The sequence below is a fragment of the Xanthomonas sp. NCPPB 1325 genome, from assembly GCF_041477645.2.
In the GTDB taxonomy this organism is placed as follows: domain Bacteria; phylum Pseudomonadota; class Gammaproteobacteria; order Xanthomonadales; family Xanthomonadaceae; genus Xanthomonas; species Xanthomonas cannabis.
In genome coordinates this window covers 3,708,542-3,725,779 of record NZ_CM192985.1, presented here as the reverse complement: position 1 = coordinate 3,725,779, position 17,238 = coordinate 3,708,542, and the positions used below count along the sequence as shown (strand labels likewise).

At 66.9% G+C, this 17,238-nt stretch carries 10 protein-coding genes; 4 read left to right on the top strand and 6 right to left on the bottom strand.

Going from position 1 to position 17,238, the window contains the following annotated elements:
- Positions 1-99: 99 nt before the first annotated feature.
- From ACCQ10_RS15820 to ACCQ10_RS15795, 6 genes are all read right to left on the bottom strand, one after another.
- Entirely contained in the window at positions 100-1,968 is a 1,869-nt protein-coding gene (locus ACCQ10_RS15820; RefSeq protein ID WP_372361229.1) for a methyl-accepting chemotaxis protein, read from the bottom strand.
- Between the two features lie 841 nt (positions 1,969-2,809).
- Positions 2,810-5,245, bottom strand: a complete 2,436-nt coding sequence (locus ACCQ10_RS15815) for a membrane-bound PQQ-dependent dehydrogenase, glucose/quinate/shikimate family (protein WP_372363142.1) — start codon at positions 5,243-5,245, stop codon at positions 2,810-2,812.
- Between the two features lie 669 nt (positions 5,246-5,914).
- Positions 5,915-7,282, bottom strand: a complete 1,368-nt coding sequence (otsA, locus tag ACCQ10_RS15810) for an alpha,alpha-trehalose-phosphate synthase (UDP-forming) (protein ID WP_039405569.1) — start codon at positions 7,280-7,282, stop codon at positions 5,915-5,917.
- The gene (locus ACCQ10_RS15805) at positions 7,279-9,057 is read right to left on the bottom strand and encodes a glycoside hydrolase family 15 protein (protein WP_372361228.1); all 1,779 of its coding nucleotides are present in this window, start codon (positions 9,055-9,057) and stop codon (positions 7,279-7,281) included. The genes otsA and ACCQ10_RS15805 overlap by 4 nt, the downstream gene beginning before the upstream one ends.
- 45 nt (positions 9,058-9,102) lie before the next feature.
- The gene (otsB, locus tag ACCQ10_RS15800) at positions 9,103-9,861 is read right to left on the bottom strand and encodes a trehalose-phosphatase (RefSeq protein WP_372361227.1); all 759 of its coding nucleotides are present in this window, start codon (positions 9,859-9,861) and stop codon (positions 9,103-9,105) included.
- Positions 9,862-10,061: 200 nt separating this feature from the next.
- Entirely contained in the window at positions 10,062-12,497 is a 2,436-nt protein-coding gene (locus ACCQ10_RS15795) for a TonB-dependent receptor plug domain-containing protein (protein WP_372361226.1), read from the bottom strand.
- Between the two features lie 203 nt (positions 12,498-12,700).
- Here ACCQ10_RS15795 and ACCQ10_RS15790 point away from each other — a divergent pair, with 203 nt between their 5' ends.
- From ACCQ10_RS15790 to ACCQ10_RS15775, 4 genes are all read left to right on the top strand, one after another.
- A complete protein-coding gene (locus ACCQ10_RS15790; RefSeq protein ID WP_047695101.1) occupies positions 12,701-13,174 on the top strand; it encodes a DUF3574 domain-containing protein in 474 nt (157 codons plus the stop codon).
- A gap of 11 nt (positions 13,175-13,185) precedes the next feature.
- Positions 13,186-14,070, top strand: a complete 885-nt coding sequence (locus tag ACCQ10_RS15785) for an XAC2610-related protein (protein WP_372361225.1) — start codon at positions 13,186-13,188, stop codon at positions 14,068-14,070.
- 348 nt (positions 14,071-14,418) lie between these two features.
- A complete protein-coding gene (locus ACCQ10_RS15780) occupies positions 14,419-16,020 on the top strand; it encodes a hypothetical protein (protein WP_372361224.1) in 1,602 nt (533 codons plus the stop codon).
- Entirely contained in the window at positions 16,017-17,186 is a 1,170-nt protein-coding gene (locus ACCQ10_RS15775) for a lysozyme inhibitor LprI family protein (RefSeq protein ID WP_372361223.1), read from the top strand. The genes ACCQ10_RS15780 and ACCQ10_RS15775 overlap by 4 nt, the downstream gene beginning before the upstream one ends.
- Positions 17,187-17,238: the final 52 nt, after the last annotated feature.

The following is a 17,238-nucleotide window of genomic DNA, read 5'->3' as shown; positions in this document are numbered from 1 at the left end:
GTGTAGGAGCGCACCTGGGCGCGAGCGGGCATTATCGATAAAGCTCCGTCGCGCCCGGGTGCGCTCCTGCGGTGATTCTGCGCTTGGGGTGACGGCGGCTTACGCGGCTGCGTGTTTGAAGCTTGCGCGCACTGCTTTCGGGTTGCCGCCGTGCGTGGCTTGCAGGCGGAAGATCGACACCGCATCGGCCAGTTCCACTGCCTGCTCTTCCAGGCTGCGCGCGGCAGCGGTGGCTTCTTCCACCAGCGCGGCATTGCGTTGGGTCACTTCGTCCAGCTGCGCCACGGTGCGGTTGACCTGCTCGATGCCGCTGGACTGCTCGGCGCTGGCCGAGGTGATCTCGCTCATGATGTCGGTGACGTGTTGGACCGAACCGACGATCTCGCGCATGGTCGCGCCGGCGCGGTGCACCAGGCCCGAGCCCAGTTCCACCTTGTCGGTGGAGTCGGCGATCAGCGTCTTGATCTCCTTGGCGGCATCGGCCGAGCGCCGCGCCAGGGCACGCACTTCCGAGGCCACCACCGCAAAGCCGCGGCCCTGTTCGCCGGCGCGCGCGGCTTCCACCGCGGCGTTGAGCGCCAGAATATTGGTCTGGAACGCGATGCCGTCGATGACGCCGATGATCTCGCCGATCTTGCGCGAGGCGGTGCTGATCTGGCTCATGGTGGCGACCACGTCGTCCATCACCTGGCCGCCGCTCTGGGCGACGTCACCGGTGCCCACGACCAGGCGATTGGCCTGCAGCGCGCTTTCGGCATTCTGCTTCACTGTGGAGGTGAGCTCCTCCATGGAGCTGGCGGTTTCTTCCAGGTTGGCGGCCTGTTGTTCGGTGCGCTCGGACAGGTCGGTATTGCCGGCGGCGATTTCCACCGCGGCCTGGCGGATGGTGTCGGACGCGGTCTGGATGCCGCCGATGATCTCGGTCAGGCGGCTTACGGTCTGATTGGTGTCGTCGCGCAGGCGCGCAAAGATGCCGTGCGCGTCGCCCTCCACGCGCTGGGTGAGGTCGCCTTCGGCCAGCGCGCCGATCACGCGCGCCAACGCGGCCAGGTGGGTTTCCACCGAGTCGTAGATGCGGTTGATGCCCTGGGCCAGCGACAGCAGCACGCCGTCCATGCCGTCGATCTGCATGCGCCGGCTGAAATCGCCGGCTGCGGCGGCATCGATGATCTGGATCAGCGCCTGCTCGGCGTTGACCTGTGCGGTGACGTCCATCCACTGCGCAATGGTGCCGAGCTTGGTGCCGTCGGCCGCGATGATCGGGCTGTACACGAAGTCGATCTGACGGCCGAAGAACGGCGCACGCACGCCCTTGGAGGCAGTCAACGCACGCATGCGGTCGATCGCGGCCTGGCTGTCCGGATAGATGTCGCCAATGCTGCCGCCAACGAAGCCTTCGGCGTGGAAGCTGGGGCGGAAGCTCTGCACGTCCGGCTCGATCAGCTTGAGCATCGCGAGCAGTTTGCGGTTGGCGAACAGCACCTGGCCGTCGTCGTCGGCGATGCGGATCATGGTGTCCAGATCGTCGAGGGCCTTGATCACGAACTGGCCGTGGCGCAGGCCCTGTTCCATCACATCGAGGCGGATGGCGAGCTTGTCCTGGGTGTCCTGCAAGGCATGCAGCAGCGGCGCGAGTTCGCCGGAGGCGGTGCGCAGGTTCAGGCGGTGGAAGCGGCCTTCGCCGATCGCGATGACCCCGCGCACGGCCTGTTGCAGCTGCACGTTGCTGCGACGTCGCGCCCACCACCACAGGCCTGCGCTGGCCGCGCCCAGCACCAACAGCGCGGGGAGCAGCTTCGCCAGGGCGCTTGCCAGACCGCCGGGCACCAGCGTGGCGGCGTAGAGCGTCAGCAAGGTCAGCAAGCCGATCTGTGCAGCGGCGGGCAGCCCTGCAGCCCAACGGGTGCGCGCGACGTCGGGACCGGCCGGTGGGCGGGCAACGGGGGCGGCATCATGTGAAGGCGACATAGGCTGAGTCCAGCTAGGTGATCTGAGGGAATGGATCGGTGTCCGGCAGTGCGTGGCTGCAAGGGGGGTATCGGCGGCTGAGCCCGAATCATGATGGCGTGAAGGTACCGTTTGTCGGAATAAGGCCGAGCAAACCGTAAAGTGCTGGAAATCCTTGATTTGGAAGCGGTTTCAGTCGTGGTCGATGCCGCAGCAGCGGACGGGGGATGTGTTTGCGCTAACGTCAAAATGTAAATATCGGGTGAAATTACGATGTCGCTCCGTGCCGTTCGACATCGTCCGGCAGGGCATCGTGATGGTGTGGCCGCGCGCTTTGGATCGGCTGGGCAAGCTTCCTGCAGCGCTTGCAGTGCGCGGTCCGGTGGCCTCAATCGTGGTGCGACGCGGCAGCGCTGCGGCCCCGACGCCCGACGCGGATACGGCAACGCATCGGTCCGCTGGATCGTGGGTGCGAGGTGCACGGATGAGCCGGAGCGCGCCAAGCGCCTGGCCTGCGGCTGGCAACAGGCTGCATTGCGCCTGCAGCCATCGCGCCTGGCGCTGCATCGACCGGGGCGGCGGGCAGGGCGGTTGCTGCTGGCGGAGATGCGACGGCGGTGCCACCCAATGCCTACAAGCGCGGCGACGTGCAGCCGACCTTGCGTCGCCGGGGCCTGCAACTGCTGCGCGGCAACGTGCAAAGGCCCACCCGCCAGAAAAGAGGTCGGGCAGATCGCATGGCCACGCTGCTCTGGCACCCGAGCCCATGAAGCAATGCATCCGCTCGGTACGGCAGACCCACAAAAAAGCCGGCCGTCTCACGACGGCCGGCTTGTGTGTCACTGCATCGTCAGGCAGGCGCTTATTTCGCCGGCGCGGCCGGCGCGTCGTCGGGCAGGGCCCAGGCGATCACGCTGTCGCCGGACTTGGTTTCCATGCGGTCGTGCCCACCCACGGCGGCCACGATGTATTGCTTGCCATCGATGGTGTAGCTCAGCGGGGCCGCCTGAGGGCCGGCCGGCACGCGGGTTTCCCAGACCTGCTTGCCGGTGCGGGTGTCGAAGCCGCGCAGGAAGTCGTCCAGCGTCGCGCCGATGAAGGTCACGCCGCCAGCGGTGGTCAGCGAGCCGCTGTTGTTGGGCGTGCCGATCTCGAACTTGGTCTTGGACGGGATGCCCATCGGGCCCTGGTCGTAACCGGTGCCCAGCGGACGGCGCCACAACACCTGCTGGGTACGCAGGTCCACGCCGGCAATGTAGCCCCACGGCGGTGCCACACACGGCGTGTTGAGCGGCGACATCCACGGCTCCTTGCGGGCGCCGTAGGCCAGACCCTTCTGCGCCATGTAGCCGGGCGTCTTGCTCTTGCCGTCGAACACCGATACCACGCCCAGCTCATTCATCTTTTCGCGGGTGTAGACCTGCAGGGTGTAGGGCAGGCGATTGCTGTTCATCACCATGATGCCGCGTTGCAGATCGACCGAGACGCCGCCCCAGTTGATGCCGCCGTGATTGCCGGTGAAGGCCAGCGAGCCCTGCAGGGTCGGCGGGGTGAACATGCCTTCGTAGCGCAGTTGCTTGAACTGGATACGGCAGGCCAGCTGGTCGAACGGCGTCATGCCCCAGGCATCGGATTCGATGATGGTTTCGACCTCACGGCTCGGCGCGCCCACGGTATTGGGCATGCCCGGCGAGATCGGCTGGGTGGCAGCGGTCCAGTCGCCATGATCGGTGCCCTGCGGCACCGGGATCTGCTTGACCGGCATGATGGGCTCGCCGGTGGCGCGGTCCAGCACGAAGACCTGGCCGGACTTGGTGGCCTGGATCACCGCAGCACGCGTGCCGCCGCCAGCCACCGGCCAGTCGACCAGGTTCGGCTGCGGGCCGATGTCGTAATCCCACAGGTCGTGGTTGACGGTGCGGAAGTGCCAGCGCTCCTTGCCGGTGGCCGCGTCCACGGCCACCAGGGAGGCGGTGTATTCCTCGTCCTGCGGGGTGCGGCCCTTGCCGAAAAAGTCGCCGGACGCATTGCCGGTGGGCAGGTAGACCAGGCCCAGCTCGTCGTCGGCGGCCATCAGCGACCACACGTTCGGGGTCGAGCGGGTATAGGTCTGGCCGGCCGGCGGCTCGGCGGTGATTGCCGGGTTGCCCAGGTCCCAGGCCCAGCGCAGCTGGCCGGTGAGCGCATCGAAGCCACGCACCACGCCCGACGGCGCATCGCCTTCCTGGCCGTCTCGCACCTGGCCGGTCGGCTGGATCACCACGCCGCGCATCACCACCGGCGGCGAGGTCGGGCCGACGAAGCCCGGCTTGGTGTTGCCGGTGCCGGCATTCAGATCCACATAGCCGTTGTTGCCGAAGCTGGCGCACAGCTTGCCGGTCTGCGCGTCCAGCGCACCCAGGCGGCCATCGACCATCGGCCAGAAGATCCGCGTCGGGCACTCGGCGGTGCCTTCCGGCGCCTGGTAGTACGACACGCCACGGCAGGTGGTGGCGGCCACGCCGGCCATCGCCTTGGGATTGGTCTGCGGATCGAAGCGCCAGCGCTCCTTGCCGTTGGCGGCTTCCACCGCGATCACCTTCTGGGTGGGCGTGCAGATGTAGAGCAGGTCGCCGACCTTGAGCGGGGTGTTCTGGAAGGCGTAGCCCAGCTTGGAGTCCTTCGGCTTCAGGTCGCCGGTGTGGAACTCCCAGGCAATCTTGAGATTCTTGACGTTGTCCGGGGTGATCTGGGCGCCTGGCGTGTAGTGGTTGGACAGATTGGAGCCGGCATAGGCGGTCCAATTGCTGGCGTCGTGGTTGGCCGCCACATTGCCGTCCGGGCTGGGTACGCTACCGCGGCTGAAGGCGGTCGGGTTGGCGGCCTGCTTGGAGGCGTCGGCCAGCTCGACATTGCGCGGCAGGAACAGCGGCCACAGGATCAGGCCGGCGCCCAGCACCGGCAGCACGCCAGTGACAATGGCGTAGCCCACACCGGACAACGGCTGCATGCGGCGACGCGCCACGCCCCAGAACGGCAGCAGCACCAGCCCCAGTACCGAAATCCAGGCCAGACGCGGGACCAGGCCCCAGCCGTCCAGGCCCACTTCCCACAGCGCCCAGGCGATCGTTGCAGCCAGCGTGGCGCCAAACAGCCACAGGCCGGCGCGCTTGCCCAGTGCCAGCAGCACACCGGCCGCCAGCAGGGCGATGCCCGCGAGCAGGTAGTACCAGGAACCACCGACGGCCACCAGGCGGCCGCCTTCGTAGGCGAGCACCGCACCGAGCACGGCGATCACCACCGCATAGGCCACCAGCAACCAGGTGCCTAGCCCACGTTTTGAGGATTGATCAGTCATTTTGAGATGTCAGGAAGGACTTGGGGCCGCACCGGGCGACAAGTCGTGGAGGGAGAGAGGTCGCCCGTTGGCACAGGGCTGCCGGCGACCTGGATATGAACGCGCAGCCCCTCCCAGGGTCCTCAGCGCTACTCATGTGAATATTTTAGACCTCCACGCGCTGCCTGTCCGTGACGGAATGGGGACCACCGTTCCAACCTGCACGCCCGCTGCACCGGATTTGCATGGAAGTCGAAGATTCCAACGCGGTGTGGTCACGCATCGGGTTGATGACCAGCGCCTACTCCGGAGGATGGTGGCTGCAAGCATCGCTGGGTGCAGCACCAGCGTCGGAAGGCATCGAATCGTTTGATCCGGCGGTGGTCATGCTTGAGGCCCCGCGTTGTCGCGTTTTGGCGACAAACGTCGGGCGCCTTCTTCAGCCGTCCCCTCATCCGCCCTTCGGGCACCTTCTCCCGGTGGGAGAAGGAAGCGCTATCGCATCGGGCACCTTCTCCAGGAGGGGAAGGGAGCGGTATCGCGTGCGTGTCGTGCAGCGGATGGCAAATGGTGCGGGCTCCGCTGCAACGCTGCGCCAGCACTCCCGTCTCTTATCGGCCCTGCGGGATCTTCAGCAGGGAGAAGAAGAGATCAAACGTCGGCCAGGGCCTGCAGATAACGCTGGCGCCAATCGTTGATGTTGTTCTTGCGCAGATGATCCATCATCGCGCGCCACCGCTCGATGCGCGTTGCCAGCGGCATGCTGGCCGCTGTCGCGATTGCATCGGCCACACCGTCCAGATCGTGCGGATTGACCAGCAGCGCTTCCTTCATCTCGTCGGCTGCACCTGCCAATAGCGACAACACCAGCACGCCCGGGTTTTCCGGATCCTGCGCCGCGACGAATTCCTTGGCGACCAGATTCATGCCATCGCGCAGCGGCGTGACCAGGCCCACCGACGCGGCGCGATAAAAGCCGGTCAGGGTGGCATGGCTGAAGTTCTGGTTGACGTAGCGCAACGGCGTCCAGTCCGGACCTGCATGCCCACCGTTGATGTGTCCGGCAATCTGTTCCAGCTGCCCGCGCAACTGACGATATTCGGCCACATCGCCGCGCGACACCGGTGCGATCTGCAGATAGGTGAGGCTGCCGGATTGGTCCGGATAGCGCTCCAGATAGCGCTCGAATCCCTGGAAGCGTTCCGGCAGGCCCTTGGAGTAATCCAGCCGATCCACGCCGATGGCCAGCTGCCGACCGCGCAGGCTCTCGCGCAGGTCGCGTACCGCCTGCTTGCCGACCGCTGCCTTGGCCTGGGTGGCGATCAGATCGGTGTCGATGCCGATCGGGAACGACGATGCGGTGAAGCGGCGCCCGCCCGGACCTTCCACCAGATCGCCTTCCAGGATGCGGCCGCCGCCGAACAGGCGCACATAGGCCTTGAAGCGTTCTGCATCGCGCTGGGTCTGGAAGCCGACCAGATCGTAGGCATAGAAGGTGCTGAACAGGCGCGCGTGATCGGGCATGGCCTGCACCAGATCGGCCGAGGGCATCGGCACGTGCAGGAAGAAGCCCATCTTGCAGCCCACCCCCAGCTCGCGCAGCATCGCGCCCAGCGGAATCATGTGGTAATCGTGGATCCACAAGGTGTCGCTGTCTTTCAGCAACGGCGCCAGTTTTTCCGCGAACAGGCGGTTGACGCGCATATAGCCTTCGCGCGTGGCGCGGTCGTAATCGACCAGGTCCAGGCGGAAGTGCAGCAGCGGCCACAACGTGCGATTGGCGAAGCCGTTGTAGTACGAATCGATGTCGCGCTTGTTGAGGTCCATGGTGACGAACTTGATGTCACCTTCGGTCTGCTCGTGCATGCCGCCGCTGTCGCCGCGCACGGTCTTGCCGCTCCAGCCGAACCACACGCCGCCGCGCTCCTTGAGCGCTGCCAGCAAACCGACCGCCAGACCGCCTGCGCGATTTTCGCCCGGCACTGCAACACGATTGGATACCACCACCAAACGACTCATGACGCCTCCTGCCAGCTCCGCGACAAGCGCATCGCTGCGATGATCAAACCGACATGCGAATAGGTCTGAGGGAAGTTGCCCCAGGCTTCGCCGTCTTCGAACGATAGATCTTCCGACAGCAAGCCGAGGTGATTGCGGCGCGAGAGGATGCGCTCGAACAATTCACGCGCCTCGTCCTTGCGCCCGATCGCGGCCAGCGCATCGATGTACCAGAACGTGCAGATGGTGAAGCTGGTTTCCGGCTCACCGAAGTCATCCGGTGCGATATAGCGGTACAGCGCATCGCCATGCTTGAGCACGCGGCCAACGGCTTCGACCGTGCGCACGAAGCGGGTGTCGTCGTTGGCCACGATGCCGATATCGGCCAGCAGCAACAACGAGGCATCCAGCCGATGGCCGCCGAGGGTATCGGTGAAATGGCCGTGTTCGTCGCTCCACGCATCGGTCAACACGCGTTCGCGGATGCTGTCGGCGCGCTCGCGCCAGTACGCCACGCGCTCGGGCAGCACCAATCGGTCGGCGATCTTGGACAGGCGGTCGCAGGCGGCCCAGCACATCGCGGCGGTATAGGTGTGCACTTCGGCGCGGCCGCGGAATTCCCACAGACCGGCATCGGGCACGTTGTGCAGCGCGTAGGCGCGCTCGCCCAGCGGCTCCAGCCGGCGGAAGGTGTCGGCATCGCCCTGGTCCTTCAGGCGCAGGTCGAAGAACAACTGCGTGGAGGCCAGCACCACGCTGCCGTAGACATCGTGCTGCTGCTGGATCCAGGCCAGATTGCCGCGTCGCACCGGACCCATGCCGCGGTAACCGTCCATGGTGTCGACTTCATGCTCTTCCAGCTGCGACTCGAAGCCGATGCCGTATAGCGGCTGCATGGTGCCGTCGCTGGTGGCGATGTTGAAGATGTAGCCGATGAATTGCTCCATCGTGCGGGTGGCGCCGAGCCGATTGAGTGCGCGCACCACGAAGGCGGCATCGCGCAGCCAGCAGTAGCGGTAGTCCCAATTACGCGGGGTATTGGGCGCTTCCGGAATCGATGTGGTCATTGCGGCGATGATGGCGCCGCTGTCTTCGTACTGGCACAGCTTGAGCGTGATGGCGCTGCGGATCACCGCTTCCTGCCAGTCCAGCGGGATGGACAGATAGCGCACCCATTCGCGCCAGTATTCTTCGGTGCGCTCCTGCGCTTCCTGCACATAGCCGGTGAGCGAGCGGGTCAGCGACTCGTCCACGCCCAGCACCAGGCTCACCGGATGGCTGAGCACGAACGGCAGCCCGTCGCGGACGAAGCGTACCGGCACGTCGGTGGTCAGGCGCAAAGTGAACTCCGGCAACACCCAGCGGATATGGTTGCTGCCCCAGGTGGTGTCCGGCGTGCGGCCGCCCCAATCGGCCAGCGGGCGCGCGCGCACCACGATGCGCGGGTTGCCGGCCAGCGGGCGGATCTGCCGGATGATGCTGACCGGCCGATAGAAACGGCCGTTATTGCGCCAGCGTGGCGCGAAGTCGATGACTTCCACCTCGCCGCCGTGGCGATCGCGCAAGACGGTGCGCAAGACGGCGGTATTGGGCAGGTAGTGCTGCTCGCTGCTGGCGAAGTCTTCCAGCTCCACGGCAAAGTCGCCGCCTTCGGTCTTGGGCGAGAGCAGCGTGCAAAAGGCCGGATCGCCATCGAAGGCGGGCAGGCAGCTCCACACCACGCGTGCCTGCCGATCGACCAATGCGCCAAAGCTGCAATTGCCGATGACGCCCAGATCCAGGTTTGGCTCGGTCATGAAGTGCAAACGTTCCTGTAGTGACGAGAGGAGGCGCGCCTGCAGTTATGCGGTGCGCGCGTTGTATTGCAGCCAGGCGTGCACGGCGGCGGTACCTGTAACGCGGAAGCGCGCGCTGGTCTGCGCACGATCGCCGACCAGCACGCTCCACCCGCCCAGGCGATTGGCCGCCTCGAAGCCGAATTCGTCGGTGAGGTCGTCGCCGACGAACACCGGGGTGCGGCCGGCGAAGGCGCCTTGCTGCATTAGCTGTTCGACGGCCAGGCCCTTGTTGCTGCCCTCGGGCACGAACTCGACGACATGGTCTCCGGGCTGCAGGCGATAGCCGGGCAGCTGGACGATTTCCTGCTGCGCAAATGCCAGCACGTCGGGGCCGGCAAGCGGTTGCGCGCGCCAATGCAAGGCCACGCTGACGCCCTTGTCTTCGACCAGGACGCCCGTGTGCGTGTGCGTGAGTGCAGCGGCCCGCTGATGCAGGCCATGCAGAAAGGCGGAGGTGTCCTGCGGCATGGCGGCGCGCGCATCGACGTCGCTGCGCAGTTCATGTCCGTGCAGGCCGGCAGCCGGGAGCACCAGCGGCGCGAACAAGGCGTCGAGCTGCGACAGCGGTCTGCCGCTGACCAGCGCCACCGCGCCGTTGAGGCGATCGCTCAGGCGCTCGATGGCCTCGCGGACCTCGGGCAGCAGCCGCACAGCCTCGGGGCTGTCGGCAAAGTCGATGAGAGTACCGTCCACGTCCAGAAACAATGCGCAGGCATCGTCCAGCAATGGCGGCGAGGGAAGGGGGGAGTGCACGTCTGCCATCGCGCTAGTGTGCGCAAGGCAGTGTGATATTCAGGTTATGCAACGGCGGCTGCCATCCTTCTCCCATCGTGAGAAGGTGCCCCGAAGGGGCGGATGAGGGTACGTGCGAAGCCTCGCGCAGTTTGAACGCCGTAAGGGCTTCGCCCCCGTACCCCAACCCCAACCCCTCTCCCGAGGGGAGAGGGGCTTAACGCTCTTGCTCAGAACGAGTACCGCACCCGCCCATACCAATATGCGCCATTGCTGCCAATCGGCGAGAGCACGTCGTACGGCAGGTTGCCGAAGTAGGCGATGTCGTCGATGGAGCGGTCCGAGTAGTTGTCCAGGATGTTCTGCCCGCCGATGGCCAGCGTCCAGTGCGTGCCCAGGTGATATTCGGCTTCCAGGTCCAGCTGCCACTCCGCGCCGTAGGTCTGACGCGGCATGAAGCCGCCACCGAAGTCGAACACGCGGGTGGCGCTGCCGTAGCGGTTGACGCGCGTCTGCAGGTTCCAGCGTTCGTTGCTCCAGTTGGCCGCGAGCGCGGCACGGGTGCGCGGTGCGGCGTCGGTGAGCGTATTGCTTTCTTCCACGCCGAACAGCACGTACTCGGGGTTCAACGCCAGCACCTGCGCCGGGGTGGCGATGATGTTTTCCAGTTCGGTCTTGGCGTAGCTGTAGGTGCCGGTGAGCAGCAGGTCGCCGCCGAAGGCGTACTGGCGCCAGTTGGCGACCAGCTCGGCGCCGCGGGTGCGGGTGTCGGCGGCATTGAGGAAGTAGCTGGCGCTCTGCACGCCGGTGACGCCGAAGTTCTGCTGCACGAAGCTGGTCAGCGCATCGCCGATGATGTTTTCGGACAGCGCAATGCGGTCGTCGATATCGATCTGGAAAAAGTCCAGCGACAGGTCGAAGTGATCGCCCAGCTTGCTGGTGAAGCCCAGGCTGTAATTGACGGACTTTTCCGGCTTCAGGTCGGTGGCGCCGAGCGCGCGGGCGATGGGGTTGTTGACCGACAGCAGGCGGCCCTGGGTGAGCCTGCCGGCGGCGTCGTAGCCGGTGGAGGTTGCTTCGTAGCCGATCTGGCTGAGCGAGGGCGCACGCACGTTGTTGGAAATGGCGCCGCGCAGCGCAAACGCCGGGGCGAACGCATAGCGCGCAGCCAGCTTGCCGGTCCACTGGCTGCCGAAATCCTGGTAATGCTCGTAGCGGCCGGCCAGATCGGTGGAGAACTTGTCGCCGAACTGGCTGGACACGTTGGCGTAGGCACTGGCCACGTTGCGCGACAGGTCGGCTTCGTCCTGCGGGGTGAGCCCGCCGCCGGCCTGCGAGCCGGTGGGGCGGTCGGTGAACGGGCCGGCGGCGTAGCTGGCCGGGTCGCCGGCATGGGTGCGGTACTGCTCGCGGCGGAACTCGGCGCCGGTGCCGAAGGTATGGGTGCCGCCGGCCGCATCGAACACGCGGGTCAGGTCCAGGTTGCCCACCGTCTGCGAAAACGCAAAGTCGCCGGTCTTGAAGCGTGTGGTGCTGGTGGGGCCGAGCGAGGCATTGAGCGAATTGCGCAGGCGGTAGGTGAAGTCGTTGCGGCCGTGGTTGACGCTGGCGTCATAGTCCCAGTTGCCCCACTGCCCACGCGCACCGGCGACGATCTGCAGGTCGCGGTTTTCGCCTTCGGAAATCGGCCGGTAGCCGTTGGGGTAGATCTCGCGCCAGTTGGCGCTGCTGTCCGGGTAACGGAAGTAGTTGGCGCCTTCGGTGTCGCGCTGGTTGTAGGTGCCGAAGGCGTAGAACTCGCCGCTGTCGCTGAAGGGCACCTTGGTGTTGAGCCAGGCGTTCAAGCCCTTGGTGGCGCCGTCGCCGAGCACGTAATTGCGCTGCCCGGCCAGCGCCAGGTTGGCCGGGGTCTGCTCCTCGAACGGCGGGATCTGATCGAAGCCGGCGCGGTTGGTCGCCTCGCGGTTCTTCAGCTCCAGGCCCACCTTGAAGAAGCCGCCGTCATCGCCGAGCAGCGAGCCGACCTTGGCGCTGGCGTAGCTGGTCTGGCCGTCGGTGACGCGGCGATTGATCGGTTCCACATCGGTGTTGTAGGCGCCGAAGCTGGCTTCCAGCTCGCCGCGTTCGGGGTTGTCGTCCAGGATCACGTTGATCACCCCGGCAATGGCATCGGAGCCGTACTGCGCGCCGGCGCCGTCGCGCAGCACCTCGATGCGCTTGATCGCGTTGATCGGGATGGAATTGAAATCCACCGGCGTGGTGCCCTTGCCGATCTTGCTGTCGGTGTTCACCAGCGCCGAGGTGTGGCGGCGCTTGCCGTTGACCAGCACCAGCACCTGGTCGGGCGAGAGCCCGCGCAGCTGGGCGGCGCGGATGTGGTCGGCGCCGCCGGAGTTGGACTGGCGCGGGAAATTGAACGAGGGCAGCAGCGCCTGCAGCGCACTGCCCAGTTCGCCGTTGACCACGCCGGCTTTGCGGATGTCTTCGGCGGTGAGCACGTCCACCGGCACGGTCGATTCCAGCACGGTGCGGTCGCTGGCCCGGGTACCGGTGACGATCACGGTGTCCAGGGTGGTGGCGCCGGGGTCGGCCTGCTGGGCCTGCGCATTGGCGCTCAGTGCTGCGGCCACTGCCAGGCCGATCACCGATAGGGTGGGGCGGGTCATGCTCTCTCTCCTGCAACTGCAACGCGCCACGCGGTTGGCATCCGGCCGGGCTGGGGCGCAAAGGGGTCGGATTGTCCACATTCATCCGGATGGAGAGATATTATCGCGTTGTTCAGGCCGGCGCGAGGTGGCACAGTGCGCGCACGCCGGCATCAGCTGATACCCGGCCCGCATGAGCCTGCCCCCCCGATCCGGAGAAGTCGATGAAGTTGCTGCCGTCCTGCCTGCTTGCCGCCACGCTGGCGTTGTCCGCCTGCGCCACCACGCCCGGCGGTGCGCCCGCAGCGGCCACCGCCAGCCTGCAGGGCGATGCGGCGCGGCCGGCGGCGGCGCGGGGTTGGGTGCGCAGCGAGCTGTATTTCGGCGTGGGCGAAGAAACCGGCCCGGCCGACCGCCCGCAGACCCGCACCATCGACGAAGCCCAGTGGCGCGCCTTCCTGGACAAGGAAGTGACCCCGCGCTTTCCGGACGGGCTGACCGTGTTCGATGCCTACGGCCAGTGGTTGTTCCGCGGCGCCAAGGAGCCGAACCGGCTGGGCACCAAGGTGCTGGTGATCCTGCACGAAGACACCCCGCAGCGGCGTAACGACATCGAAGCGATCCGCCTGGCCTGGAAGCAGGCCACCGGACACCAGTCGGTGCTGTGGTCGCGGCAGGCGGTGGAGGTGTCGTTCTGAGGGCATCGCGCATGGTGACCAACAGGCCGCGATGGCGATGGCCGCACGCCCATCGCGGCGTGCCCGCGTTCCTGTTCGTGGCGCTGGGAGCGTTCACCGGTGCGGCGACTGCGGCCGACGATACCCGCGTGCAGGTGCGCATCGATGCGCAGACCCAAGCCACCGCCACGTTGGTCGGCACGCGCTTGCAGGTGGTGCTGTCGCCGGGCGGCAGTACGCAGTGGCTGGACGCGGATGTGGATGACGGCGAAGGCGGGAGCGCTCTGCGCAGCGACGACTACGACTTCGACGGGCACCGCGATCTTGCGGTGACCGCGATGCTGGGCCAGGTCAATGAAGCGACGCTGGTATTCCTCTTCGACCCGGTACGACGGCGCTTTCAGCCGCTGGCCGCGCCAACGCGCCCGGCGGTGCAATGCGATGGGCTGTGGAATCTGACCCCCGATGCCAAGGAGCGCAGCCTGACCAGCTCCTGCCGTAGCGGGCCGATGTGGTACAGCGACCAATATCGCTATAGCGCTGGCCGGCTCTATGTCTATCGCTCCCAGCAGCCGATCAACGCGCCGGACATCCAGGCGTTGCTTGGGCGCGACGGCGACGACGCGTATCCGCTGTCGGTGTGGTCCACCTTCGACCCGCAGGGCGTCGTGATCGCCACTGCCATCGGCGAAACACTGGAGTCGCCGATGCCGGTGCAACTGCGGGTGCAGGTAGCGCGCCTGCCCTTCTACGCCACGGCAACCGCGTCCACGACGCGGCGTTATCTGGTGCGCGGCGATCGCGCCGACGCGCTGGATGTCAGCGCCGATGCCACGCGCATCAAGCTGCGTTACCGCAGCGCCACGGCAGGCGACATGCTGGGCTGGGTGAGTGTGGACGCCTTGCGCCAGCAGTAGCGCGCAGGCATCCCAGCTGATTGTTGGGGCCGGCGCGGCCACGGCGGTGAATCGGCACTGGCAGCCGTGCGATGCGCTGCAAGCGAGCCTGCATGTAGCTGGCGACTGTTCAATGTGCCGGCTCTGTCGTATCGCTGGCACGGCCTGCGCAGCGGGGTGCTGGCTGATCGCGCTGGCGGATCCTGCAACCCGTCGCAACGCGCTGGCAGTGTGCAAGAGCCTGTGCAGGATCCTGCTGATGGCCGCGCGCCTCCATACCGGGTGCGCCAACACCTCGTTCCATCGGGCCGCTGTCGCGCGTACCAGGCAGCGGCTACCATCGCCTGTCCCCACGTCTCGCAGACCTCCATGTCCGCTCCCTCTTCGCGTCCTGCGGCCTCGCCGCGCTGGTTCGTCGCCGGCGATCTCAATGGCTTCTTCGGCCTGGTGGTCGACAATCTTTCCATCCTCGGCTTCATCGCGATGGCGCTGGTGGGCATCTTCCAGTTCCCCGCGGAAGTGGTGTTCGGGCGCATGTTCCCGGGCACCGCGTTCGGCGTGCTGGTGGGCAATCTGCTCTATACCTTGATGGCGCGGCGGCTGGCCGCACGCACCGGGCGCGATGACGTCACCGCCATGCCGCTGGGGCTGGATGCGCCCACCAGCATCGGCATGGCGCTGCTGGTGCTGGGCCCGGCGTTCGCCGGTTTCAAGGCGCAGGGACTGGACCCGCAGGCGGCGGCAATCGCCACCTGGAAGCTCGGCATGGCCGCGCTGGTGGTGATGGGCCTGCTCAAGCTGGTGCTGTCGTTCGTGGGTGAGGCGGTGACCCGGGCGTTGCCGCGTGCGGCGCTGCTCGGCTCGATCGCCGGCATCGCGCTGGTGCTGATGGGCCTGTTGCCGCTGCTGGAAACGCTGCGCTCGCCGGTGGCCGGTTTCGTCACCCTGGGCCTGCTGCTGTACGTGCTGCTGGCCAAGGGCCGCCTGCCGACCAAGCTGCCCGGCGTGCTGGTGGCATTCGTGATCGGCACCGCACTGTATTACGGGCTCGGCCTGGCCGGATTGGGCGCACCGGGCTTCACGGTGCCGGCGTGGACGCCGCCGCAGATCGTGCTGCCGCTGCCGAATCTGGGCTTCATCGACGGGCTGCCGGCGACGGTGGCGTATCTGCCGTTGCTGCTGCCGTTCGGGCTATTGATGGTGGTGGGCGGCATCAATGTCAGCGAAAGCGCACGCGCCGCTGGCGACGATTACCGCACCCGCGACATCCTGCTGGTGGAAGCCTTCGCCACGTTGGTGGCCGGCGTGTGCGGCGGCGTGGCGCAGACCACGCCCTACATCGGCCAGCCCGCCTACAAGCACATGGGCGCGCGCTCGGGCTACACGCTGCTGACGGGGCTGTTCGTCGGCATTGGCGGCATGCTCGGGGTGATCAGCGGGCTGGTGCAGTGGCTGCCGCTGGCGGTGCTGGCGCCGATCATCGTGTATGTGTCCATCGACATCACCACCCAGGCCTTCCAGGCCACGCCCCGGCAGCATGCCGGCGCGATGGTGCTCGGGTTCCTGCCATCGGTGGCCTATTTGCTGACCATCAAGGCACCGGGCTGGATCGCGCCGGAGCAGCTGGTGGCGTTGACAACCACGCTGGATGGCCATGGCTTGCCGGAGCTGGCAGTGATCTTCGCACTGGGCAATGGCTTCATCATCACCGCGATGCTGTGGATCGCCACGGTGGCGGCGATGATCGATGGCCGGCTGCGGCGCGGTGCGGTGTTCTTGCTGGTCGCCGCGGGGTTGACCCTGTTCGGGCTGATCCATTCGGTGGACCCGCGTGGCGGCATCTATCTGCCTTGGTCGCTGCACGGCCTGGCGCGGGTGATCAGCTGGCAGTTCGTCGGTGCCTACGTGGCGCTGGCAGTGACCTTGCTGCTGCTGTCGCTGCTGCCGGTGCGCAAGCAGGCCGCGCAATGACGCGCCGGGCATGCGCGCTGCGGTGGCTGCTGGGCGGTGCCCTGGTGCTGAGTGCCAGCGGCGCGTGGGCAGCGTCGTTCGACTGCAAGCAGGCGAGCACATTGGTGGAAAAGCGCCTGTGTGCGGTGCCTGCGCTCGGCCTGCTGGACGAGCAGCTGGATGAGAGCTACCAGGCGCTGGTGCAGACTGCGCCGCGTACGGCAGTGGCCAGCGTACGCGAGCAACAGCGCGCCTGGCTGCGGCAGCGTAATTCCTGCGCGCAGGACGCCAGGCCGGATGACTGCCTGCAGCGCAGCCTGACAGCCAGGGCCGATGTGCTCAGCAAGGCACTCACCGCCCAGCAACAAGGGCTGGACCGCATCATCGCCCGCATTCCCGCCAGGCCTGCGGACGCGGCGCGCCAGTTGCAGGGCTACGACGCGCCGCTGGCGTCGGCGTGGCTGGCGTATCTGCATCAGTTCGTGCCGGCCGCCGGTGTCGATGCCGCGCTGGCAGATGCGCGGTTCGCACATGCGCGCACGGCGTTGCGCAAGGTGGATGGGTTTGCGGCCTCGCTGCTCGATGACGTGGCCGGCGCACCGCCCAGCTCACGGCAGGAACGCGTCTTGACCCTGCTGCGGATGTGGATCGAGCGCGACAATGGCGATCAACGACCTTACGTGCACTGCTTCATCTTCGCGGCAGTGGGCGAGCCGGCGTACGACGCATTCGGGCCGTTGTATGGCTCCACGCGCGACGGGTTCGCGCCGATCTGCGCGCCGCCGGGCGGGCTGTTCGCGCTTGCCAGCTGGAAACAGCTCGATGCCGGCTTTGCGGGGATGATCGAGGCCATGAGCAAGGACGCCGGCACCATTCGCTATGCAAGCTACGCCGAGTGGGAAGTCGTCGCGCTGCGGGCGTCGGTTTCGCCATTGCTGTACCTGCAGCCGGCGCTGCGCAAGCGCTACGGCAATGACCCGGACAAGGCGATTGCCGCGTGGAGCGGCAATGACAGTGATTGGCCGGCCGCAGATCGCAAGGCGGTGCGCGCGCTGCTACCGAAGGTGCGCGCAGACACCGCCGCATGGCTGGTGCGCGAAAAGCAGCTGCCGGCAGAACAGGCCGAGCAGGCAGCGGCCGCCATCGTGGCGGCGTGGGTGAATGCGCGGCTGGATTTCGCCGGATGAGCGCGGCCGGGCGCCGGTAACGCTTCGTTTCCGGCGCCACGCGTGCGTTTAT